The 25,038-nt window shown below is 34.2% G+C and carries 17 protein-coding genes; 6 read left to right on the top strand and 11 right to left on the bottom strand.

Translation table 11 applies throughout. The features are described from left to right. Positions 1-75 precede the first annotated feature (75 nt). Positions 76-972 (bottom strand): LysR family transcriptional regulator ArgP, encoded by an 897-nt coding sequence (locus tag FPB0191_RS00085; RefSeq protein ID WP_039103123.1) that lies wholly within the window; start codon positions 970-972, stop codon positions 76-78. A 162-nt stretch (positions 973-1,134) separates the two neighbouring features. Here FPB0191_RS00085 and rpiA point away from each other — a divergent pair, with 162 nt between their 5' ends. Together rpiA and serA are read left to right on the top strand one after the other, a co-directional pair. Next, positions 1,135-1,791 carry a ribose-5-phosphate isomerase RpiA gene (gene rpiA / locus FPB0191_RS00080; protein WP_039103120.1) on the top strand — a complete coding sequence of 219 codons (657 nt, stop codon included), beginning with the start codon at positions 1,135-1,137 and terminating at the stop codon, positions 1,789-1,791. A 40-nt stretch (positions 1,792-1,831) separates the two neighbouring features. Continuing rightward, positions 1,832-3,073 carry a phosphoglycerate dehydrogenase gene (gene serA, locus FPB0191_RS00075; protein ID WP_039103118.1) on the top strand — a complete coding sequence of 414 codons (1,242 nt, stop codon included), beginning with the start codon at positions 1,832-1,834 and terminating at the stop codon, positions 3,071-3,073. A gap of 386 nt (positions 3,074-3,459) precedes the next feature. On the opposite strand, the gene FPB0191_RS00070 is transcribed toward serA, so the two are convergent. The 8 genes from FPB0191_RS00070 to katE all read right to left on the bottom strand — a co-directional run bounded on the left by FPB0191_RS00070 (position 3,460) and on the right by katE (position 18,090). Beyond that, positions 3,460-8,403, bottom strand: coding sequence for a DNA repair ATPase (locus FPB0191_RS00070; protein WP_039103116.1), 4,944 nt, complete (start codon positions 8,401-8,403; stop codon positions 3,460-3,462). 121 nt (positions 8,404-8,524) lie between these two features. Next, positions 8,525-10,585: a hypothetical protein gene (locus FPB0191_RS00065; protein WP_419185264.1), complete on the bottom strand. Its 2,061-nt coding sequence runs from the start codon at positions 10,583-10,585 to the stop codon at positions 8,525-8,527. A gap of 90 nt (positions 10,586-10,675) precedes the next feature. Next, on the bottom strand, positions 10,676-11,341 hold the full coding sequence (locus tag FPB0191_RS00060) for an SPFH domain-containing protein (RefSeq protein ID WP_039103114.1): 666 nt from the start codon (positions 11,339-11,341) through the stop codon (positions 10,676-10,678). Positions 11,342-11,362: 21 nt separating this feature from the next. Further along, on the bottom strand, positions 11,363-12,022 hold the full coding sequence (locus FPB0191_RS00055; protein WP_039103112.1) for a hypothetical protein: 660 nt from the start codon (positions 12,020-12,022) through the stop codon (positions 11,363-11,365). 90 nt (positions 12,023-12,112) lie between these two features. Then, positions 12,113-12,811: a PspA/IM30 family protein gene (locus FPB0191_RS00050; protein WP_039103110.1), complete on the bottom strand. Its 699-nt coding sequence runs from the start codon at positions 12,809-12,811 to the stop codon at positions 12,113-12,115. 38 nt (positions 12,812-12,849) lie between these two features. Then, positions 12,850-13,497 carry a YjfI family protein gene (locus tag FPB0191_RS00045; RefSeq protein ID WP_039103108.1) on the bottom strand — a complete coding sequence of 216 codons (648 nt, stop codon included), beginning with the start codon at positions 13,495-13,497 and terminating at the stop codon, positions 12,850-12,852. 272 nt (positions 13,498-13,769) lie between these two features. Beyond that, entirely contained in the window at positions 13,770-15,596 is a 1,827-nt protein-coding gene (gene typA, locus FPB0191_RS00040) for a translational GTPase TypA (protein WP_039106340.1), read from the bottom strand. A 256-nt stretch (positions 15,597-15,852) separates the two neighbouring features. After that, positions 15,853-18,090: a catalase HPII gene (gene katE, locus FPB0191_RS00035; protein ID WP_039103106.1), complete on the bottom strand. Its 2,238-nt coding sequence runs from the start codon at positions 18,088-18,090 to the stop codon at positions 15,853-15,855. A gap of 331 nt (positions 18,091-18,421) precedes the next feature. Between katE and cobB the strand changes: the two genes are divergently transcribed. Beyond that, positions 18,422-19,129, top strand: a complete 708-nt coding sequence (gene cobB / locus FPB0191_RS00030) for a Sir2 family NAD+-dependent deacetylase (RefSeq protein WP_039103104.1) — start codon at positions 18,422-18,424, stop codon at positions 19,127-19,129. A 92-nt stretch (positions 19,130-19,221) separates the two neighbouring features. On the opposite strand, the gene mobB is transcribed toward cobB, so the two are convergent. Next, positions 19,222-19,728, bottom strand: a complete 507-nt coding sequence (gene mobB / locus FPB0191_RS00025; RefSeq protein ID WP_039103102.1) for a molybdopterin-guanine dinucleotide biosynthesis protein B — start codon at positions 19,726-19,728, stop codon at positions 19,222-19,224. Continuing rightward, on the bottom strand, positions 19,719-20,306 hold the full coding sequence (gene mobA / locus FPB0191_RS00020; protein ID WP_202965351.1) for a molybdenum cofactor guanylyltransferase MobA: 588 nt from the start codon (positions 20,304-20,306) through the stop codon (positions 19,719-19,721). Before mobA ends, mobB begins: the two co-directional genes overlap by 10 nt. Before the next feature lie 81 nt (positions 20,307-20,387). Between mobA and FPB0191_RS00015 the strand changes: the two genes are divergently transcribed. The 3 genes from FPB0191_RS00015 (at position 20,388) to polA (ending at position 24,396) form a co-directional block, all read left to right on the top strand. Next, the gene (locus FPB0191_RS00015; RefSeq protein WP_039103100.1) at positions 20,388-20,651 is read left to right on the top strand and encodes a YihD family protein; all 264 of its coding nucleotides are present in this window, start codon (positions 20,388-20,390) and stop codon (positions 20,649-20,651) included. Positions 20,652-20,724: 73 nt separating this feature from the next. Next, positions 20,725-21,381, top strand: coding sequence for a DsbA family protein (locus FPB0191_RS00010; RefSeq protein ID WP_039103098.1), 657 nt, complete (start codon positions 20,725-20,727; stop codon positions 21,379-21,381). 237 nt (positions 21,382-21,618) lie between these two features. Then, entirely contained in the window at positions 21,619-24,396 is a 2,778-nt protein-coding gene (gene polA, locus FPB0191_RS00005) for a DNA polymerase I (protein ID WP_039103096.1), read from the top strand. Positions 24,397-25,038 lie beyond the last annotated feature (642 nt).

The raw sequence follows: 25,038 nt of genomic DNA, 5'->3' as shown, positions 1-25,038 counted from the left end.
TAGACGTGGGTCTAAATGACCCACATTGAAAAATTCTATTCGAAGTGATTTTTTAAACAAACTTAAGCAGCACAATTAATCATGCTGCCATAATACATCCTTAGCATAATTGATAAGTGTCTCAGAAATATTCTGCATAACACTGCTTTCTGGACCAAAGCGATGCCAATATAACATACGACGCTGAAATAGCCCTTCTGTTAAATTAATTAATTCACCATTTTTTAGCTCATTTTGAACTTGCAGAATCGGTAACATACAACAAGCAGAACCTTGTTTAGCTAATTGTACAAATGCTTCTGAAGAACTCGTAATATGACATACCAAACTACCAGGCGCCATATTAAAATTTTCGTTTAAAAACATTTGATGCATATCATCTAAATGATCAAAAGCGACAGCCGGTGCTTTCATTAATGTTGATCGTGTTACTCCATTTGGAAAATAACGTTTAGCAAAATCGGGAGATGCCACAAAAATGTAATCCAAAGCCCCAATACGATCTGACAAACAACCCGGTAATGGTAATTCTTGAATACTAATAGCACCAACTACAGTACCTAAACGAAGAAGATCTAAAGTGTGTTCTTCATCTTTAACTTGAATATCAAAACGCAAATTATTTTTATCTAAAACAGGTTTTAATGCTGGTAATAACCATGTTGCTAAAGAATCAGCATTAACCGCAATTGAAAGAGACAAAGGTGTAGTGGTATGGTCATTATCACCTAACCATTGCTGTTCAAGTAGTTCAACTTGATGGAGTAAGCCTAATAAATGTTCGCCTTGTTTGGTTGCCTTGGGAGGGATGGTTCTAACTAGCAATTGTTGTCCGAAAAAACTTTCTAACTGCTTGATACGCTGAGAAACAGCCGGTTGTGTAATACACAACTTATCTGCCGCGCGCTCAAATCCTCGCTCTTTAATCACTGCATCCAATGCTTGTAATGCTCTATAATCTGGACGTTTCATAGTGTTATAATTATTTATCTTTAATTTTGATGATCAAATGTTACATAATTTTAGTAAAATCATAATGATTTTTGTTTCTTAATTCGCTACTATGCCATATCTTACTAAATATTGCTTATAAATTTTTTTTATTTTCAGCTTAATTAATTAAAGGTAACACGAATGACTCAAGATGAATTAAAAAAAGCAGTCGGTTTTGCCGCCCTTAAATTTGTGAAACCTAATACCATTGTTGGGGTTGGTACTGGTTCAACAGCAGCCCATTTTATTGATGCCTTAGCAACCATTAAACACACCATTATCGGTACGGTTTCTAGCTCTGAGGCTTCAACCCAAAAACTAAAAGATTATGGTATCCCTGTTTTTGATTGTAATAGCGTCGATAGTTTAGATATTTACGTTGACGGGGCAGATGAGATTAATCATCAGATGCAAATGATAAAAGGAGGTGGCGCAGCACTGACACGTGAAAAAATTATTGCAGCGATCAGTAAACAATTTATTTGTATTGCTGATGAGTCAAAAGTAGTAACGACTTTAGGTAAATTTCCATTACCAATTGAAGTGATTCCTATGGCGCGATCATATGTTGCAAGAGAGCTTTTCAAACTCGGTGGTAAACCTATTTATCGTGATGGTATTGTAACCGATAATGGTAATGTAATCTTGGATATTCATGATTTTATGATTCCTAATGCATTGGAAATGGAACATAAAATCAATAACATCCCAGGCGTTGTGACGGTCGGACTATTTGCTAATCGCGGTGCTAATGTGGCACTGATCGGTACTGCAAATGGAGTAAAAGAGATCAAGTAGAAAAGCAAATAAGCTTAATTATAATTGATAAGGGAATAAAATGGTCGTACAAACTTTAACAAAAGATGAAAACAAATTTTTATTACTTGAAGGCGTTCATCCAAGTGCTATTGAAATATTAAAAAATGCAGGTTATTCAAACATTGAATATTACAAAGGTGCTTTAACTGAGCAAGAATTGAAAGAAGCGATAAAAGATGCACGCTTTATAGGTGTTCGCTCTCGAACACAACTGACTGAAGATATTATCAACTGTGCACCAAAGTTAGCGGGTATTGGTTGTTTTTGTATCGGTACAAATCAAGTGAATCTTTCGGCAGCAAGTAAAAAAGGGATCCCTGTATTTAATGCTCCCTTTTCTAATACACGTTCAGTGGCTGAGTTAGTTTTAGCTGAAATTATTTTGTTATTACGCCGTGTCCCAGAAGCTAATGCTCAAGCACATTTAGGAAAATGGAACAAAATCGCCATTGGTTCCCATGAAACACGTGGAAAGAGTTTAGGAATTATTGGTTATGGGCATATTGGTAGCCAACTTAGTGTGCTAGCTGAATCACTCGGTATGAAAGTCTTTTTCTATGACATTGAAACAAAACTTCCATTAGGAAATGCCAAACAAATGCCAAGTTTAGCGGCACTGTTTGCTGAAAGTGATGTAATTTCTTTACATGTCCCTGAAAATGCAACAACTATCAATATGATTAGTAAAAAAGAATTGGAAATGATGAAACCGCGTTCTATATTGGTTAATGCCTCAAGGGGTAAAGTTGTGGATATTGAGGCACTAGCTAACGCTTTGGCTGACAAACATATTGCTGGTGCTGCGATTGATGTGTTCCCAAGTGAACCTGCAAGTAATAGCGAGCCATTTACATCACCATTATGCCAATTCGATAATGTCATTATTACGCCTCATATTGGTGGTTCTACCATTGAAGCACAAGAGAATATCGGTATTGAAGTTGCTACTAAATTAGCAAAATATTCCGATACAGGATCAACGTTAAGTGCTGTAAACTTCCCTGAAGTATCATTACCTATTCCAAGCAAAGGGGTAAGCCGTTTTATTAATATTCATAAAAATCAACCCGGTGTACTAAATGCTATTAATAATTTATTAGCTAGCCGAGGTTTAAATATCGCTGGACAATATTTACAAACTTCCGCAGAGGTTGGTTATGTGGTGATTGATATAGATAGTGTTGATTTAAAACAATCAGAACAGATTCTAGCTGAACTTAAAAAAGTTGACGGAACCATCAAAGCAAGATTATTGTTTTAACGCCTATTGCTTGATTAGTATAATTAGATTGATTATATTTTCCGGAGTCTTGGTGAAATATAATCACTCCAATCACAAATTCGGTAGACTCATTTTGCCTATCACTTATATCTCAAGTAAATCGACTAATTTAAGGCTATTGTTTTAGGTATTGTTTCAGGTCTACAATTAAACCGACTTTATGATTTAGATTTGGACATAAAAATAAGATTATGTATCGTTAATTTTAATAGTATGACTATTATCAATACAACTTTTGTATTAATAATGTAGTGTATAGAATTATGCTTAAACAAAAGCCTAAAGTAATGACTCTATTTAAGCCATAAGTTATGCCAGCCCTAAATAAATAATTTATGTTAGGACCGGCATAATAAATAGACGACCTAGTCTTTTAAAGACTGAACACTTTGTACTAGATCTGCCAGTTGTGTGACAATCCGTGAACCAGTATCACCATCATCTCCACCTAATGCCTTGTTACGCATAAAGTCTTGTTTAATTTGATGCCATCGAGTTTTTTGTTCATCTGATAAAACACCTCGAATTTCAGCTAATTTCAGTAAGTTTTCTTCCGCACCAGTGGTTAGCAATTGTGCTTCGCCCAAATAATGATCTTCAATTACTTGATTAATCTCTTGGTCATTCATGACAGCAGAGATTTTTTCAGCCAATTTATTCATATTTCGATAACTACCTTGTAGCTTAAAAGGCGGTTCGGTACGATATTTATCAGATTGAGCTGCACTAATGATATATTGTTGGTTCACTTTAAATACAACTTCTCGTATTTTTAGTAAGTGCTTTAACACAGCAACAATTTCACCAATTTCGGCCTGACTATAAGCATAACTGAGTTCATTGGTATTGAGCGGTTTACCTTGAGCATGATCAATAAGGTGATAAAGATCACTTAACTCACGTAATGCTAAAGGTGATAAAACGTTATTAGAAGTTAAACAGTTTTCTATATAACTTGATGCAAATACCTCATCCATGCCACCTAATACTTCACCAAGATTATAAATGTCAGCACGGTTAGCCAACATATCAGGAATTTTAAAGACTTCACCGGATTCAGTATAAGGGTTACCTGCCATAATGACACAGAATTTTTTACCTCTTAAATCATAAGTCTTAGTCTTATTTTGCCATACCCCTTCAATACGACGAGAACCATCACATAATGAGATGAACTTTTGTAGGAATTCGGGATTCGTATGTTGAATATCATCAATATATAACATGACATTGTTACCCATCTCTAATGCTAGATTGAGTTTTTCCAATTCCTGACGTGCTGTTGCATTCGGCGCCTGTTCTGGATCAAATGATAAAACACTATGCCCCAAAGCCGGACCATTAATTTTCATAAAAATTAAGCCTAACCGATTAGCAACATATTCCATTAATGTGGTTTTACCATATCCTGGCGGAGAAATTAATAATAATAATCCCATTAAATCGGTTCGACGATTTTCACCCACCGTTCCCATTTGCTTGGCTAAGTTATCGCCAATAATAGGTAGATAAACCTGATTAATTAGTTTATTTCTAACAAATGAGCTTAATGGCTTCGCCTTGAATTCATCAAGGTGTAAATGATGGCGTTGATCGTTTAATACTTCTTGACGAATAGCTTGATAATGCTGGAACTCAGGAATCACAACACGCGATTGATGACGCATGCGCGTGAAGAAATTATCTAAGTTAATAGTTAAACTACCCTGTTTAATAGTTGGATGCTGACCTAATAAATCATTAATGGTGACATCAAGTTCAAGTTCACTAATTGATATATTAAGTTCATTTTCATTATCTAAAATAAGTAATACTACAGCTTCAGCGATATAATTTGCTAAGTTATGTAATTGTGGGATAGTGCACAATCCTTTTAACCAACTCTCAATAAGTTGCCATCTATCCGTAATTCGCTCAACTAAGTTCAATTGAGATTGGTTAAAATCCAACCACATATGTGAACGATTTAAGTGATCTTTTAGCGCCTCATATAACCGTTTACTGTATCGACTTAGTACGAATTTTTGTGGTGTTGTCGCTAAGGCATAGCTTAGATACTCAGCAGCCTGTTTAATATGATAGGGTTCATGTTTTATTGGATGTTGCCGTAAAAACTCACCTAATTCGTTCGCAATTTCCAAACGAAGATTCTGTAATCCCTCATCATGACCAAATAGTGCCTGAATATCCATACACGTTTTTGCACGTTCTGGCCATAACATCGCAATATCGGTTTGATGTTTATAATGCCAATACAAAATAGCTAAACTACGGGCTAAAGGATTATAACGGAGTAATTCTGCTGATTCACCAAGTGGTATCAATTTCGCAATAATTTTAGCCGCATCATGATCATGAATCCCTTTTTCATAACCTTCACGATACCTCACTGCCGCATAATCACGAACGAGTTTATTTAAATCATCATCATGATTGATTTGCGAGCTTAATTTAGCATAAGTTAAGTCATTTTCATTTTTTAATGCAGAGGAAATAATACTATAAGCTAAATACTCAGCACGATAAACTGTTGGTGATTCTGATTCTAAAGATAGCGACCAAAATGCTTTATAACTATTTAATTTTGGATCTTCAATCCGCTCTTGATAATCAGTACCAGTAAGTTGTAGATAAAGGTGTTCATCCTTCATGACCATTGTTAAATCAAGTTCTTGGGTATTAACGCTAAATTTATGACGAGGCCCAAGTTTAATAATATTGCCACCCGATTCAAAAATTTCGGATTTATCACGCAATGCACGAACAGCCTGATCTTTGGCACTTTTAAAACGTGATTCAATATCATCTGCTTTGACGTTATCAGATAATTCACGTAATTTTTCGACCAACTCTTTAATTTTTAATGCCAACGGATCGGCAATAAAAAAGGCATTTAATTCATTTGCATTAATAAATTTTGCCGTTCGTCTTGGAATACTATCTAAAATACGCTGCGCAGCAGTAAGTAATGACTGCGTTTTTTTGGAGCGTTCTTCTAGTAAAACTTGCTTATGTGTTTCAAAGGTTTCTAGAATCTCTTCGCGCTTAGCTAAAATATCATTAAGAAATTCATCACTTTCACTAAACTGATTTTCTAGCTCTTCCAGTTGAACTAATAATCTTGATAACTCATCATCACACTTTTCTGGTGTGGTTGCGATAGTTATAGCATTAGCTATACTTTGACCAAATAACTTGAACTGTGCACCAAATTGCGCCACCATTTCAACATTAGCAAGATTTTTACGTTTTTGATTAATACGTGCTTTTGTTTGATTTAACTTACTATACACATCAGCAATAGCATCAATTATTTGCGTTTGTAAGGTGACTTCATCAAATTTTAATGTCGAAATTAATTGTGACAACATATCGAGATCAGCTGACATTTGTTCAGTCTGTTTGATCGGTTCGTTGAGTTGTCCAGCCGTTGTAACACTTGCAATTGTCTTTTCTAACGCATCAATTTTATTTAAAAATGGTTGTAACGCTTGCTCACCAGCCAAAAATTCGCCTGTAGCCAAAGAAACCATTGATTGGCGTTCTTTTAACTCTTTTTCCATGGCATCGATCTGTTCAAGATCAATGTAACGATAACTTCTTAATGTAACTAGTTGACCTAATTGCATCTTAATGGCATTAAGTGCATCAACATATAATTGGGTTTCTTGCCAAGTATCAGGATAAAGCTTAGTTAATAACTCTTTTTGATTGGTAATGGCTTCGCGCATAGCATTATCTGACTGGCGGCGAATGCTCTCAACTTTTTCATACTCATCAAGAACCAATTCACTAGTCTGACAAATATTGTGTAAGATAGTATTAAATGATAAATGACGTTCATCACTTAGCCAGAAATAGCTATCAAATAAATGTTTTGTATCGGTAATTAATTTACTATATAACGATAATGAAACGCTCTGATTATCAATTTCACGCGCGATAAAATAAAGATCAGAAATACCCCGAACTAACTCTGCATTACCAATTTTTCCTAAAAATGAATTATTAGTAGGTTGTTGAGCAGCAAATTCATCACTATAAAATGGTGTTTGCCAAATTTGCATTGGATGTACGCGGGTTGGCTCGTCATTTTCACCTTCAAAAACCACCATACGACCATCTTCAAAAACAGCATAACCATGACCTAGAATTGGGTTATTCAACTTACGCTCAATCATATTATAGTTATACAGTGCTAAGCGCCCCGAACTTGGATCATAGAAAATATACATCACATCTTCACCATTTGGTGAACGACGAATACGGCGAAAACGCATCCCGTTCATGGATTGATCAAAGGATTTATACTCACCATTTTGTAAGTAGTAACCCCCAGGGAAGATTACCCCATGATCCTCGGGTAATTGGATACAGGCTTGACCAATAGAATCAATACGTTGTACATGCTGTGTTAAGGTATTATAGATAAGGTAACGCCAGTTATCTTCGCGATACGGTAATATTTTTAATAAAATTAACGACCCTACTTTGGCATACTCAATTTTAGCGTCATTGATTGATTGATTTTTATCGAGAACTTCTTCACGATAAATCCCTAGCCCATCATTAGTATTGTTTTCACATTTTATAGTGAGATCACCACCGATGGTTTCCACAAAAACAGTATCTAGAATATTTATATGGGGAAAACGGCCGTTAACAATATTTTCCCGTACAGTTTCCGTCCATTCAAAATCGTAAGCCGGTGGTAACGCTATATCACGTTCACCACGATTATCAATATAATTAATGGTTTTCTTATCGCTTGAAATTGACCAGCGAAATACGCGAATATCACTTACTCGCTCGCCAATTTGGAAACTAGCTAATAATTTTCCATCCCGTTCAACTAATTGCAATAGTTGCGCATTTTTATAATAGGTGTAGAGTTCACTAAAATCTTGAACAAAACGTTCAATAGATAAAAAAGTATCAGACAGATCAACAGATTCAGCTTCATAGCTACCATCACGTTCGACTAGTTTATAAAGTGAAAATACATCGGTTATTTTGGTCTCTTTTTTTAGCCCTATAAATACGTTATAACCAAATAAAAGCCAGTCACCAAAACGAACAATATCACGGGCTATGCAATTATTTTCAGTACGAATCCGTATACGACTAATAATTGACGTATCACTTTTACCAAATTCAGCTAAGCGCTGTTGGTTTAAAGATTCAGTTTTCTGATTAAGTTCCTGACCAAGTGATGATAAACGTTTTCGAAGAATCTCATAGGCACCACCTTCGGCAACGGCATTATCAAGCACTGTTTGTTGTTGATTATCTTGTTGAACTTCTGTCATGTTAAACTCATTAATTATTTTATGCAGAAAAGGATAACCATTTTTATTAAGCCTAATTTAGGCTTAATAAAAACAGATGCTAAAGATCACCTTTTATTAAGTGATCTAAACTACAATTTTATTAGCTTTGATTATCTGGTGAAGATAAGAATTGTTTAGCTAAAGCTTTTAAATCTGTATTAACAGAATTTCCTTTATTGTTACTATCTTTATCATTACCAGCTATACGTGATAACACTGTTTGCAATGCTGATTGCAGAACCGGACTTTCATTTACCGTTCCTTCGATTGCTTTACCTATAGTGATCGCTTTAGAGAAGCTATTAAAGAAGTTATCATTACCGCCCACAATTTCGATATTTGCTTTACTAAATGCAGCAGCAAGTACTTCCGCTTGTTCTTTAGCAATTTCCTTATTAGCAGCAATGCCTGCTAAGGCTTGTTCTAAACCTTTATCTAAAGCTAAACGGAATTCTTCATGGTTCTTCGATTGTTCATTCATAGTGCCTAACGCTTGGAACTTCTCGACTAAACCATTCGCTTCAGCAGTTAAACGTTCACGAATGACTAACGCATCAGCAAGACCTTGTTCTTTTGTAGCTGTAGCTTTAGCCATACCAATTCTTTCATCTCCGCGTGCTTGGGCTGAAAGTTTCTCTTCTAATATTTTAGCTTCAGTTAAACCTTGTTTTTCTAATGCGGCTGCTTTAGCTTCAATAACTTTTGCTTCTGCTAAACCTTGTTCTGCTGAAATACGGGCAAGAATAAGTCCTTCTTTTTCATCTGCTTCAGCTTTAGCTTTACGAACTGTTGCTTCTGCAAGTCCCATTGCTGCTTCTTCTGCTTCAACACCTTGAGCTAATTGTTTTTTCGCATCAGCATCTTTCGCTGCGGCTTCAAGTTTTGCTTGAGCAATAATACTAATTTCAACAGCTTCATGTTTAGCTGCTTGTTCATTTGCTTCAGCTTGTTTAACCTGTTTAACCAGTTCTTGTTCAGCCTTAGCTTGTGCTTCAAGAACAGTGACTTGTTTTTCACGATCTGCTTTGGAAATTTCACGCACTTCTTTGATGTGCTCTTCCTCAATCGCAACCGTTTTTTCAACTGAAACACGTTCACGAATAACATTAGCAATATTTTTACGTTCTTCTTCTAATGCTTTATCTTTATCAATTCGTTGTAATTCTACTTCACGTTCACGAGCAACGACTTCTAATAAACGTGCTCTTTCCACACGCTCTTCTTCAATTGCAACCGCACGTAAACGGTTTTGTTGGGCTACTTCAACTTCGCGAAGACGATTTTCTTCTTTTACTTCTATTTCCTGTTGAGATTGGATTCGCGCTTGTTCCGCTTTAAGGCGTTCTTCTTCTTGAACTTTTAAGGTTTCAGCTAATTCGCGCGCTCTAATTGTCTCTATTTCGCGTTTTTGACGTGCTTCGGCATCTGCTTGTTGACGCTCAAGCTCAAGTTTTGCTTCAATAGTTTCCGTATCTTTTTTCTTCAAAGCTAATTCAAGATCTCGCTCACGTTTGTTAGTTTCGTCTTTGTGAACAGCCGTGATTGAAGTAATTTTATTAATACCTTCTGCATCAAAAATATTATCTGGATCGAGAGATTTAATAGGTGTTTGTTCTAAATAATCGATTGCCACATCTTCAAGTGCATAACCATTAAGATCTTTACCAATAACGTCAATAATACGTTCACGGAAATTCATACGATCTTCGAACAATTTTGCTAATTCAAACTGTTTACCAACCGTTTTTAATGCCTCAGAGAATTTAGCGCTGAATAATGAACTAACAGCTTTTTGATCAGAAGCGCGATCAACACCAATTGATTTAGCAACTTTTAAAACGTCTTCTGTGGTTTCATTAACGCGTAAATAGAATGCAACACAAATATCTGCACGCAAATTATCACGACAAATCAAACCATCTTTTCCACGACGTTCAACATCAAAAGAGATTAAGGAGATTTTCATAAACTCTTTTTTATAAATAATCGGATAAACTAAAGCACCAGTAAAATGGACTTTTGGTTTTGATGTCATATCATTAACAATTAATGCTGTACCTTGTGGAACTTTTATGTAAAACGATTTGAATAATGCAACAAATCCGACCAGAACTATCGCTATAATACCAACGATAATTCCAAAAAAAGTAAAGGCGCCCATACTAAAACTCATATTTATTCTTCTCCCTAAAATTAACTTTCATCACTCATTAAATTATAAAGAAAATAACCTTCTAACTATCTGATTAAATTAAATCTTATTCAAGTTTCGGTTATTTAATTGTTCCCGATTTGCTGCGATCATCGCATTCATTTCACTAATTGCATCTGGTTCATCTGTATTTTCCCCTTCCTGTGTGAAAATAACAGTTGGTGCGACATGATTAATAATTACTTCTTTTAAAACATAGCCATTTAAATCACTACCGATTGTATTAATGATATCATCACAAAAATCCGCTTGATTTTGTAATAAATTGACTAACTCGGTTTGTTCTACAACTTTTCTTAATGCCTCAATAAACCTTGCATAAAAAAATGCACTAACGGTTTTTTGGTTGGATATACGCCTTACCCCCATTGCTTTAACCGCTTTTAATACATCTTCAGATGTTTCATTAACCTTCAAATTAAAAATAACACAGATATTGGCTTGCTCATTATCTTTAAAAACTAGATTTTTGTTATTATTTAGCTCGATCTTAAAAGAGATTAACTTAATTTTGATAAACGTTTTTTTATAGATCAATGGGCAATATACTGGTCCCGAAAAATGTATTTTGGGTTCTTGCCCCATATCATTTATGATTAAAACACTATCTTGAGGAATTTTTATAAATAGTAATTGGTATAATCCAACTGCACCAATAAGAATGATGATTAAGATAACTCCCAAAAGATAGACATTAATAGACATATTTATAGTTCATTTTTTTAGTTATAAACCATTAAATTCGTCAACGCTAACAATCTGATAACTATTGGTAATAGAATCATAACTTAGCAAAATAACTACATCATTACGTTTAAATTGATTAGGTACATAACATCTTACTTGTAAAATTAATCCAGCCCCACCATCTTCATAAATCGCTTCGCCCTTAATATCATTAACAACACTGGATCGAATAACTACGCTTTGACCAAGTAATGAATTATGAGTAGTACTATTTAACTGTTTAAATAATGGGCGAATTGGGCGAATAATATAAGCTGTGAGAAATGTAGCTATGATTAATACAATCAAGAAGGTACACGCCCCAGCTAAATAATATAGCCAAGGCACTTCGTAAATTGGAAGTAAAAAGAAGTGGTGACAAAAATAAGAAATAATAAAACCAATTAATGAAATTAAGGTAATAATCAAAGTTAACGGTACTTGATTAAACCCGAATTTCATCAAAACCCCGCCCAGACCACTCGAAGGAATTTCGGCATGATACATATCAAAATCCATATCGGTACCAAAATCAAAATCTAAGCAATCAATAGAAAATAATCCGATTGCGGCAAATAACCAATATAAAATTGATAATGTTAGCAAGCCGGTAAAAATAACTACGGGAAAAGACAAAAATATCCCTACGTAAATTTCCATTGCTGTTTCCTTTCTGTACTAATAATCTGAGCTTTAAATTGCCTTTTATTATTTTTGCTCCATTTTAACTAAATTTACTAAAATAGATAACTACTTTTGTAAATTTTGTTTATCTTTTAATTTAGCCAAAATCGCATTTGCCTTCGAACTATCGTTTTTTATACCTGCTGCTTCAAGTTTTGCTTCAAGTTCATCATTGTTTTCTGCCATAGCTAATTCATTTTTAGCTTCTATTTTTGCTGCTGTTTTATCCTGACGTTTTTTAATTCTATCTAATGAGTCTAAAGCAGTTTGTAATTTAGCCGTTGAACCACCATAACGTTGAGAAATCGCAGTTTGTGCCTTTTGAACACTTTCTGTTGCTTTAACAATATCAACTTGTTGTTTTAGATTACGAATATTAATTTCAGTTTGTGAAATTGTTTGACGTAGGCTACTTACGCTATCAGCAAAAGAGGTTGCTTGTTTTTGCTGATTAGTTAAATCATTTTCCAGTTTTGCTATTTTCTCAGCGACTTCAAGTGCTAAGTCATCATTATTATTTTCTAACGCTTTAATAGCATAACCTTCATATTCGGCGATTTTTGTTTTAATTTCAGCTACTTGCTTATCTGCTAGTTTTTGCTGAGCCATTATATTTGCTAGTGACTCTTTTGCCTGTTTTAATTCTGCATCAGCATCACGAATTTCTTGATCTAAAATACGTAAAGCTTGTGAATCAACGATAGACTCACCCACATCATTAATGCCACCACGTAATGCTGTAATTAGTTTATTTAAAATAGCCATCTTTAACCTCGTTTTCTTATTAATTGGATAGATATGTCTTAAGCATTAATATTTAAAAATTGTTCGTAAGCCTCTGTCGCTTTAATTACGTTATCTGATAACGTTTCTAGCTCATAAATAATATTACTTAGTATTGATGATGAACTTAATGCACCATACATAATGTAATTAACTGAACCATCACCGGCTTTTTCTATCGCAATCGATGACAGAGGGAAGAGTTTACGTGAACATAATACCTCTTGATTAAATTGTTCAACTTGTTTAACCATATCGACTGGCCATAATAAGGCTTCAACAATAATCTGTTGATTTGAAACACTTAAAAACAGCGGTAAATCACCATATTGATGCATAATGATATGAAGACAAGCATCAATACCATCAATTATTTCTATACTTGCTGTACCTTGTGCAAAGAGTGGCTCTTTCTTTAAAGCTTGATATAAATCGTTAACCAACCAAACTTCATTTTTTTTCATCGTTTTGTTTCCCTGTAGTATATTATTATTGTCAATCAAACTATGACTAGGTAATTGACGTAAGTAAGTTTCAATTTCCTGCAATTTATGCGTATTTTCCGGCAAGATCCATACTTCTTTTTTTACCAACCCCTGCTCTTGTAAACGTTGCCGGTATCGCCGCTGATAATATGCAGAATTCTTAATTGCTTTGTTTTTTTCCATATAATCTCTTTATCAAAGATAATCATATAATACGAAAGATGAAGTTATCTTAACAGAAATATCTTACATGTAAATATAACATGTAAGATATTTTTAATGATTAATCAGTATATAAATTAGTTAAAAATAGTAAAAAATAATAGCAAGAAGTGTTTTTAATGGGCAAGGCATATAGCAAATAGAATTTCGTAATAGTCTTTCAAATATAAAATATGGCAATAAAAAAGCGCTAACGGTATCGTTAGCGCTTATTAACAAACCTTTAATGATAATTAATCATTATTGTTATTATTTCGGAAAGCTCGCTTACGGTCATTTTCGGTTAAATGACGTTTACGTAAACGAATTGATAATGGTGTGACTTCAACTAATTCATCATCATCAATAAATTCTAATGATTGTTCTAATGTCATTTTAATTGGTGGTGATAATGTAGTTGCTTCATCAGAACCCGCAGCACGCATATTTGTCAATTTTTTACCTGTTAAACAGTTAACAGTTAAGTCGTTTGAACGTGTATGAATACCAATAATTTGACCTTCATAAACTTCAACACCATGACCTAAGAATAAACGTCCACGATCTTGTAAGCTATGTAATGCATACTCTAATGCCTTACCTGTGCCATTGGAAATTAATACTCCATTGATACGTTGACCAATTTCCCCTGGGCGTACATCATCATAATGACTGAAAGTTGAGTAAAGTAACCCCGTTCCAGATGTCATGGTTAAAAATTCAGTTCTAAAACCAATTAAACCTCGGCTTGGAATATCGTAATCTAAACGAACACGTCCTTTACCATCTGGCATCATATTAGTTAAGTTACCTTTACGTAAACCTAATGCTTCCATTACCGGGCCTTGATGTTGTTCTTCAACATCAATCGTTACTTGTTCAAACGGTTCTTGCTTACGTCCATCAATTTCTTTAAAGATAACTTTAGGGCGTGATACTGCTAACTCATAACCTTCACGACGCATATTTTCAATTAATACTGACAAGTGTAATTCACCACGTCCTGACACTTTAAATGCATCAGGATCAGGTGTTTCTTCAACGCGTAAGGCTACATTGTGTACCAACTCTTTCTTAAGACGATCTAAAATTTGACGAGATGTAACAAATTTACCTTCTTTACCGGCAAACGGTGAAGTATTAACATTAAAGAACATCGTTACTGTTGGTTCATCTACAGTTAGTGCGGGTAATGCTTCAACAGCTGTTACATCACAAATAGTATCTGAAATATTTAATTCACCTAAGCCAGTCAAGGCAATGATATCACCCGCTTCTGCCACTTCTGCTTCATAACGTTGTAAGCCTAAATGTCTTAACACTTGACCAACTTTACCATTGCGCTTATTACCTTGAGCGTCAATAATCGTTACTTGTTGATTTGGTTTAATACGTCCGCGCTTAACTCGACCAATACCTATAACCCCAACATAATTATTATAATCTAGTTGAGAAATTTGCATTTGGAATGGACCATCAACATCAACCTTTGGAGGCTCAACATGTTTAACAATCGCTTCAAATAATGGTGTCATATCTTCAGCCATTGCTTCATGATCTTCACCCGCAACTCCCATTAACGCTGAAGCATAAATAATAGGGAAATCAAGTTGTTCATCTGTTGCACCTAAATTAACAAACAAATCGAACACTTGGTCTACAACCCAATCAGGACGAGCACCCGGACGGTCTACTTTATTAATTACAACAATCGGTTTTAAACCATAAGCAAACGCTTTTTGAGTTACAAAACGAGTTTGAGGCATAGGACCATCCATGGCATCAACCAGTAATAATACTGAGTCAACCATAGACATTACTCGCTCAACTTCACCACCAAAGTCAGCATGGCCCGGGGTATCAACGATATTAATACGGTAACCATTCCAATCAATAGCGGTATTTTTTGCCAAAATTGTAATACCACGTTCTTTCTCTAATGCATTCGAGTCCATAACACGTTCAGTATCGTCACCACGTGAATCAAGTGTTCCCGATTGTTTAAGGAGTTTATCGACCAAAGTTGTTTTACCATGGTCAACGTGCGCAATAATGGCAATATTTCTTATATTTTCAATCACAATATCGATTCCAGAATCATTAACAGGATAATTAGGCGCAAAATTATACACCTTTTTTAAAATAAGTGTTGATCTTAAACACAAATAATTACTTTTTTATTTGTTTTAACAACAATTTTTAGCAAAATAATGAAAGTTTAAGTGGTTTAAAAATATTTATAAATAAATCAATTAGTTATATCAACAGGTTAACTAATTGATTTATTTAAGAAAAGTAGAGTTACTCACAAACTTTTACACTTACTGAACGGATAGCTTAAGCTGGCACAGCCATAACTTTTTGTTCTCGTTCCCAAAAACGATGCAATGTCATGACTTTCATGAGTGCCTTAACCAAATCTTCAATATTATCACTCAATAAGGTTCCATTGTCCGCTTCAAGTCCAGAATGATCAAATAAAGCTTTAGCGTTATCATGCAATGCAATTGCTTTAAGATGCTTATAGGCCTGCTGTAAATAATATTTTGCATTGCCATCTTTTACTAACATCATCATATTTTGATTAGTGGGTACAATGACAGCATCCACAGTCACCGAAGGATTACCTTCAATTGTTCCATCGACTTTAAGCATTTTTCCTTGCAACGTTTTTATCATGCCCATATGTGGAGCGAGTAGTAAACTATATATTTTATTCTTTGAAAGGATTTCACGGATATTATCGACAGATTCTCCGCAAACACCATCTGTAGCTAAAATCGCTACTTTACGACCGGTCAATGGTAAAGTTTTACAGGCATAGAGACTTAAGGTTGGATCATTATCTAGCTGATTAAAAAGCACCGGCGCAGGTCGAGTTTTTTGTTCGCTGGTTAATTCAATACCGAGATTTTTAGCCACACTTTGGGCAAGTTGGCTATTTATATGACATAGCAAATCCACAACCCGTTCACGAATGTAAGGTCGTGCTACTTTCCCTAATTCAAAACTAAATGCGTTAATAATATGTTGTTGTTCTGTTGGGGTCTGACTTTGCCAAAATAAACGTGGCATAGAATAGAAATTAGTCATAGATTCACTACGCTGGCGAATTTTATCCGCATCAATTTTCTCATGATAACTACTAAATCCACCATTTTTAGCTTTTGGCGCAGTTTCTCGTGGCCAATTGTTATTAATCGAATTTGGTTCGTAATTAGCAGGATTTGTATTAATTTCCATACGATGAAAACCATCACGCTGTTGGTTATGGAAAGGACAAATAGGTTTATTAATCGGTATTTCATTAAAATTAGCGCCACCTAATCGGTGCATCTGAGTATCGACATAAGAAAATATACGACCTTGAAGTAATGGATCGTTAGAAAAATCAATGCCAGGAACCAAATTAGCTGGACAAAAAGCGACTTGCTCTGTTTCAGCAAAATAGTTATCTGGATTACGATTTAATACTAATTTACCGATCCTTTGCACCGGAACAAGCGCTTCTGGAATAAGTTTAGTTGGATCTAAAATATCAAAATCAAAATTATGTTCACTCCCTTCAGGAATAATCTGTAGACCTAATTCATATTCAGGATAATTACCCGCTTCAATACTCTCCCAGAGATTTTTACGATGAAAATCAGGATCGCGTCCCATTAATACTTGAGCTTCATCCCAAATTAATGAACACGTACCAGCTACAGGTTTCCAATGAAAACGCACAAAATAACTTTCATTTTTACTATTTACAAAGCGAAACGTATGAATACCGAATCCTTCAATATTACTATAACTACGAGGGATGCCACGGTCAGACATCACAACCATAACATTTTGAATCGTCTCGGGTTGTAAAGAGACATAATCCCAAAAGCTATCATGTGCACTTTGACCCTGCGGTACTTCATTAATAGGTTCAGGTTTAATAGCATGAACAAAATCAGGAAATTTGATTGCATCTTGAATAAAAAAAGTAGGTGTATTCACCCCAACAATATCAAAGTTACCTTCCTGAGTATAAAATTTAACCGCAAAACCGCGTACATCACGTGCAGTATCAGCAGAACCACGCGAACCTTGTACCGTAGAAAATCGAACAAATACTGGCGTTTTTAAGGCAGAATCGTTTAAAAAACCCGCTTTTGTATATTTATCTAACGATTTATATACATGAAAATAACCATGTGCTGCAGCACCACGAGCATGTACAACTCTTTCAGGAATACGTTCACGGTCGAAATGCATCATTTTATCGCGTAATAAAAAATCTTCCATTAACGTTGGTCCACGAACTCCAGCTTTAAGGGAATTTTGATTATCCGCCAATTTAACCCCAGTTGTCGTAGTTAAAGATTGATTATCGTCATAACTACGATACGCATCTAAATCTTGTAGTTTCGCATTATCATTTTGTGGTAATTTTTGTGAACCTGCTGCATAGGGCTCACTACCGGGTTGTGTTGGTGATGGGGTGGGTTTGATATTAATGTCACTTGGTGCAGTATCAAAAGTGTGAGGGTGTACAGCGCGACGGTCTGGCATAACAGCTTTGTGAGACTTTTTACTCATCATTTGCTCCTAATTACTCTTTTATAATGTATACAGAATCAAAATCGGGTTGATGAGTTTGTGATAACTAAATCACTTTTTAATTTTTGTAGAAAACTCAAAAATTTATCTAAAAACATACTATACAGATTATCCAAAAAAAACAGTTAGCACAATATCCATTACATTTATATCTGTTTGATTTTATGAAATTTTTTAAGTTTGTTTTTATTAACATGAACATCAAAGCATAAAAACCAAGCTATTAAAGATTACCATATCCGTTCCCTTATTAAACCGTTACAATAGATGTATTTAATAGAACTCGTATCACCTTAAAGAGGCAATTACCATGGCAATACCCAAGATTGTAGTTTTAACTGGTGCCGGCATTTCGGCTGAATCAGGTCTAGCAACTTTTCGTGCACAAAATGGTTTATGGGAAGGACACAATGTTAATGATGTTGCGACTTATGAAGGTTATTTACGTGATCCTATTTTAGTGCATAATTTTTATAATATGTTACGAAATCAATTACAACAACCAACAGTAAAACCCAATCCAGCTCATCTATCATTAGCTGAATTAGAAACAAAATTAGGCAGCGATAATGTAACAATTATCACGCAAAACGTCGATAATTTACACGAACAAGCAGGATCTAAAAATGTTCTTCATATGCATGGAGAATTATTAAAAGTCCGTAATGAAAAAACAGGCCAAATTTTTGATTGTTATCAAGATATTTGCTATACCGATAATAAATTAATTCGCCCTCATATTGTTTGGTTTGGTGAAATTCCACTATACATGGAACAAATATATCAACAATTAGCTCAAGCTGACTACTTTATAGCTATTGGTACATCTGGACATGTTTATCCTGCTGCTGGATTTGTTCAATTTGCTAATGAATATGGTGTCAAAACGATTGAGCTTAATTTAGAACCATCATTAAAAGAAAATCAATTTTCAAGCAAAATTTATGGACCAGCTAGTCAAATCGTACCAAGTTTTGTAGCGCAACTATTGGCAGAATTATCAGCAGATAAAGGCTAACAATAGCCTTTATTTGTTATAAAACCATTTCATTTATTAAAAGGATATGTTATTTAAGCAAACGGTATAACATTAAACAAGATTAAAGATAATTATCTTTCAGACCTTTGTTGATCCATTTTAGTAATATAATCATAAATCCACTTCCCAATAGATTGAATATTATTAAGATCTAGTTGAGGAAGTGATACAGGAAGTTCAACGTCAGAGGCAATAGCAAGGGTATTTTCATCATAAAAAACCGGTTGTTGATTAGCTTGCCGATGACATACAATTTTGCTGATAGCTTCATCTTTAAATCCTTCAATTAAAACTAAATCAACTTGGTTGAAATGACTAGCTAAAGTGGTTAAATTCGGTGAGTTATTGTAGGTTTCGCTGATTAATGCCCAACGTTGATTACTTGCAACGATTACTTGATCTGCACCTGATTTACGAAGCTCATAGCTATCTTTTCCCGGTAGATCAATATCCATGTTATGGTGACTGTGTTTAATTACAGCAAGTCTAATACCGTACTGCTTTAATAAAGGAATTAACTGTTTTAATAAAGTCGTTTTACCACTGCCACTAAAGCCACATATGCCAATTATATGCATGTTTTCTGATTCCAATATGTTAATTCTTCAAACGTATTAATGTTACTAAATGCCTGTGGATTATCACTAAAATCAACTTGGATAGCATTTATTTCTTCAAGTAAACTGCATAATTTACGCTCACCTCGTAGTAAATATCGTTTAATTAGCGACGCTAATTGGCGATGGATTAACATGATTGTTGGATGTGCTCTTTCTCCATCGAACACGTAAGCGGCTAAATGATCGCTACAATGTTGTTGTAATCGTTTCACTAAATCAAAAGGTAAAAATGGTGTATCACAACTTACAATCAAATTCCAATCTGTCGTGGTTACCATCAACCCCGAATATATTCCAGCTAGCGGTCCTAAATAACCACCGATTTTATCGGAAATGACGGGATATTGTGATTGCTGATATTGTGCAATATCTCGATTACTATTAATTAATATATAATTAACTTGAGGTTTAACTCTAGCAATAACATGGCTATAAAGTGGTTGACCTTTTAATAGCTGCAATCCTTTATTATCTTGATGCATTCGCATACTCTTACCACCAGCCAGAATAATTGCTGTTATAGGCATCTCAAACATAAATATTCACTTTTTTGCCATTGCTAAAATTTCAAATACTATTACTATAAGGAAAATTAAACAAAATAAATAGGTATAATTATGGCCTGCCATAGAATTGAAGAACTTATTGAACTTTTAGAGCCAGCCTGGCAAAAAGATTCAGACCTGAATCTCCTTGAATTTTTAGCTAATTTAGCAAAAGAAGCTGGATTTGACGGAGAATTGAATAACTTGAGTGATGAAGTCTTAATTTATCATTTAAAAATGCGCGATAGTGATAAAACTGAAGCAATACCGGGTTTAAAAAAAGATTATGAAGATGATTTTAAATCTGCGTTATTAAAAGCACGTGGCATCATTTAATCACTATTGATAACATCATCTACCATAATGTTATATAGAGTTTTAATGGAATGAATTTTAGGAGTTTTCTTAAATGTTTAAAAAGTTTCTTATCACCTTAACTGCCGTTATTTTATCTTTTCAAGTTCTTGCTGATGATAAAGAAAAAACAACAACCTTACCTGAAATTACTGATGGTCAACAGTATTACGCATTAGCGAAGTTTGCGGGACCAGAGAAGGAAGTTATTGAGTTTTTTTCGTTTAATAGTGAAACATGTTTCAAATTAGATACAACATTTAATTTGACACAGAAAGTTAGCACTAATTTACCTAAAAATGTTAAATTCAAACGTTATCACTTAAGTAATTATAGTCCGTTAGACAAAGAACTGGCACAAGCATGGGCTATTGCAAATGTATTAGGAATACAAGATGAAATCGCCACTGAGTTATTTAATGGTATTCATAATGATAAGACTATTAAAACGGCTGATGATATAAAAGGTGTTTTTGTAAACTTAGGTATTGATGAAAAAAAATTCGAGAACATGAAGGATAACTTTTTAGTTAAAGCCTTCGAATTACAACAAAATGAAGCCATTGAAGAGTTACAACCCGCTAAGATTCCAAGTTTTTATATCAATGGTCGATATCTGATTAATCCTAATGGACTTGATAATCGTTCAAATGAATCAAGTATAAACGACTATAGTCGTGTTATTAATTATCTAATCGAACTTAAAGATTAATTGTCATATTTTATAGTTTAGGATATTAAGATAATGCTTAATATCCTTATTCTAATCAATATTTACCACTCATCTTTACCTAACATCATAATCTATGCCATTAAGATATTAATCTAGACAATATAATTATATATTGGTTTTTGATCGCAAGACTTAGCCTTTTCTATGCTATCGCTTTTATTTCTATGACTTTTTAGTATACTCATAGTCAATAAACTGTTTATCTCAATAAAGTGAATTGCTATGAAAACCGAAAATCCTATCATCCTCATTGATGGTTCTTCCTATCTTTACCGTGCTTTTTTTGCTACCCCCTCATTAACTAATAGCAAAGGAGAACCCACCGGTGCTATCTATGGGGTAACAAACATGATAAGAAGTTTGCTTAACCAATACCAACCTACTCATATTGCTGTCGTCTTTGATGCGAAAGGTGGTTCGTTTAGAAAAACCCTTTATCCCGACTATAAAGCAACCCGTGATGCTATGCCAGAGGATTTACGAGTTCAAGTTGAACCAATCCACACTATTTTAAAAGCAATGGGGTTACCATTATTGTGTGTTGATAATGTTGAAGCTGATGATGTGATAGGGACATTAGCTAAACAAGCCGAAGTAGAAGGGCTTTCCGTATTAATCAGTACTGGTGATAAAGATATGGCTCAATTAGTATCAGACAAAGTGACCTTAATCAATACAATGAATAATGTCATACTAGATCCACATGGTGTTGAGCAAAAATTTGGGGTGCCTCCATCAAAAATTATTGATTATTTAGCGCTGATGGGTGACAGTTCTGATAATATTCCTGGTGTACCGGGCGTAGGAGAAAAAACAGCTTGTAGCTTACTAACAGAATTCAACAGTATTGATGATATCTACAATAATATTAATAACGTTGCAACTTTAGCTATCCGTGGTGCAAAATCAATCCAGAAAAAATTAATTGAAAATGAGAAAGATGCGCGTTTATCTTACTTACTGGCCACGATAAAAACCGATGTTGCACTTAATTTTAGTAATGAACAACTTAAACCAGAACCCGCTAATATCGAAAAACTTAAACAAATTTTCGAATATCACGGTTTTAATCGTTGGTTAACTGAACTTAATCATGGTCGATTTATAAAATCTCAGCTTCTTCCAGCAAATCAAACTGTTACATTACAACCAGATAATCACGTAGCAAAAACGGATCCACAACAAACTGAAAAAAATTATGAAACTATATTAACGAGTAAACAACTCGACAATTGGGTTGAAAAATTAACTAATAGTGATTTAATTGCTTTCGATACTGAAACTAATAATGTCGATCATTTTCATGCTCAATTAGTTGGTATTTCTTTTAGTGTTTCCGCAAATAATGCCTGTTACATTCCGATTCATCATCACTATTTAGGCGTTCCTAAACAACTTGCGCTTGATGAAGTTATCTCGAAATTAAAACCAGTATTTGAGAATAAAAATATTAAAAAAGTTGGTCAAAATGTTAAGTTTGATTACGCTATTTTGGCAAATTACGGCATTAACGTGCAAGGGATTGCCTACGATACGATGTTAGAATCTTATGTTCTTAACAGTAATGAACGTCATGATTTAGATAACTTGGCACACAAACACCTCCATGTAAAAACAATTAGTTATGATGAATTAACTAAAATAGACAAAAAGAAATTAACCATTGATCAAATTGATATAGAGCAAACTACTCGCTATGCTAGTGAGGATGCTGATCTAACATTAATGATTCACCATAAATTATGGCCAGAGCTCAAACAAAACCAAAAACTAGCTGATTTATTTAATCATATTGAATTACCATTAGCCATTATTCTAGCTAATATGGAGCGAACAGGTGTTTTCATTGATGAAAGCCAATTAAGACAATATTCAAAAGATATTCAATTAAAACTCAACCAACTTGAACAACAAATTCATGAATTAGCGGGTGAAAAATTTAATATAGCTTCACCAAAACAGTTACAAGTCATTTTATTTGAAAAGAATCAATTACCCATTATTCGAAAAACGCCAAAAGGCGATCCGTCAACTAACGAAGAGGTATTAAGTGAGCTTGCTAATGATTATGAATTACCAAGGTTAATTCTTGAATATCGTGGGTTGGCTAAACTAAAAAATACTTATACAGATAAACTGCCATTAATGATAAGCCCTGTGGATCATCGAGTACATACTAATTACAATCAAATTGGTACTGTAACAGGTAGACTATCTTCCAACGATCCTAATCTACAAAATATCCCTGTACGTAATGAAGAAGGACGCAAAATTCGTCAGGCATTTATAGCACCAAAAGGTTATAAAATTGTGTCAGCTGACTATTCACAGATTGAACTGCGTATTATGGCTCATCTATCAAGAGATAAAAATCTCTTAGATGCTTTTATTAACGATAAAGATATTCATCGTTTTACTGCGAGTGAAATATTAGGTAAAGCTGAGCAGGATGTTACATCTGAAGAACGTCGACGAGCTAAAGCCGTTAATTTTGGTTTAATTTATGGAATGAGCGCATTTGGTCTATCTAGACAAATAAACATCCCAAGAAATGAAGCAAAATTCTATATTGATCGTTATTTCGAGCGCTATCCCGGTGTAGAGAAATACATGGAAAATACCCGTCAATTAGCTTCAGAAAAAGGCTATGTAGAAACATTATCAGGTCGAAGACTTTATCTCCCTAAAATCAACTCTAGCAGTGGATTAGAGAAACGAGCCGCTGAGCGAGCAGCAATTAATGCACCAATGCAAGGTACCGCAGCAGATATCATTAAAAGCGCAATGATAGCTGTTAATGACTATATTCAAACGCAAGAGAATAACGTTAGAATGGTAATGCAAGTCCACGATGAGCTGGTTTTTGAAGTTAAAGAAGAACACCTGGCGACAATTTGCAAACAAATACAAACAATAATGGAAAATTGTTATCAGTTAGATATCCCTCTAAAAGTAGATGTAGGTTATGGGAATAATTGGGATGAAGCACATTGATCATCACAAGATCATTGAAAAGATCGAATAAAATGTAAATCATTATTATAAAAAGTGATCATTTAAGCAGGGATCTTCTCTGCTTAATTTCTTTGGATCTTTCGTTTTTAATCTCTTTCTAAAATGTGATCTTGATAATGATCCCATAATAAAAACCAATAAAGATCTTATTTAAAAATAGCCAACCTTCTAAGATAGATCCTAAAAACAAGATCGGATCGCGGTTAAAAAACAAGCAAACAATAAACATAAAAACAGCGATCAAAATAAATTTTTGTGGATAACTCTGTCATTAAAACGATCACAATCCTGTTATCAAGGTGATTATAACTTATAAGAGGTGATCTGTTGTGGATAAGAAGGATCGTTATCCAGAGCTTAAACAGAGCTTTTATATTACTTATTAACACGTTTTGATCCTACCTAATCCATTGCAAAAACTAAGATCACCCAATTTATTCACAGATCTTTTTCTGTTAATAACAATAAAAATAATCTAAAAGATTAAAAGATCCTTTTTTAATTATTTAGTGATCGCAGATAGATCATTTGACGTAATAAAAAAGACGAGTAAAATCTGTGGATCTTATAAATCCTTATTCAGTCATAATCTTTTAAAAATAATTTCAGTTGAGGTTAATT

Source organism: Frischella perrara (genome assembly GCF_000807275.1).
Classification (GTDB): domain Bacteria; phylum Pseudomonadota; class Gammaproteobacteria; order Enterobacterales; family Orbaceae; genus Frischella; species Frischella perrara.
This window is presented reverse-complemented; position numbering and strand designations above follow the sequence as displayed.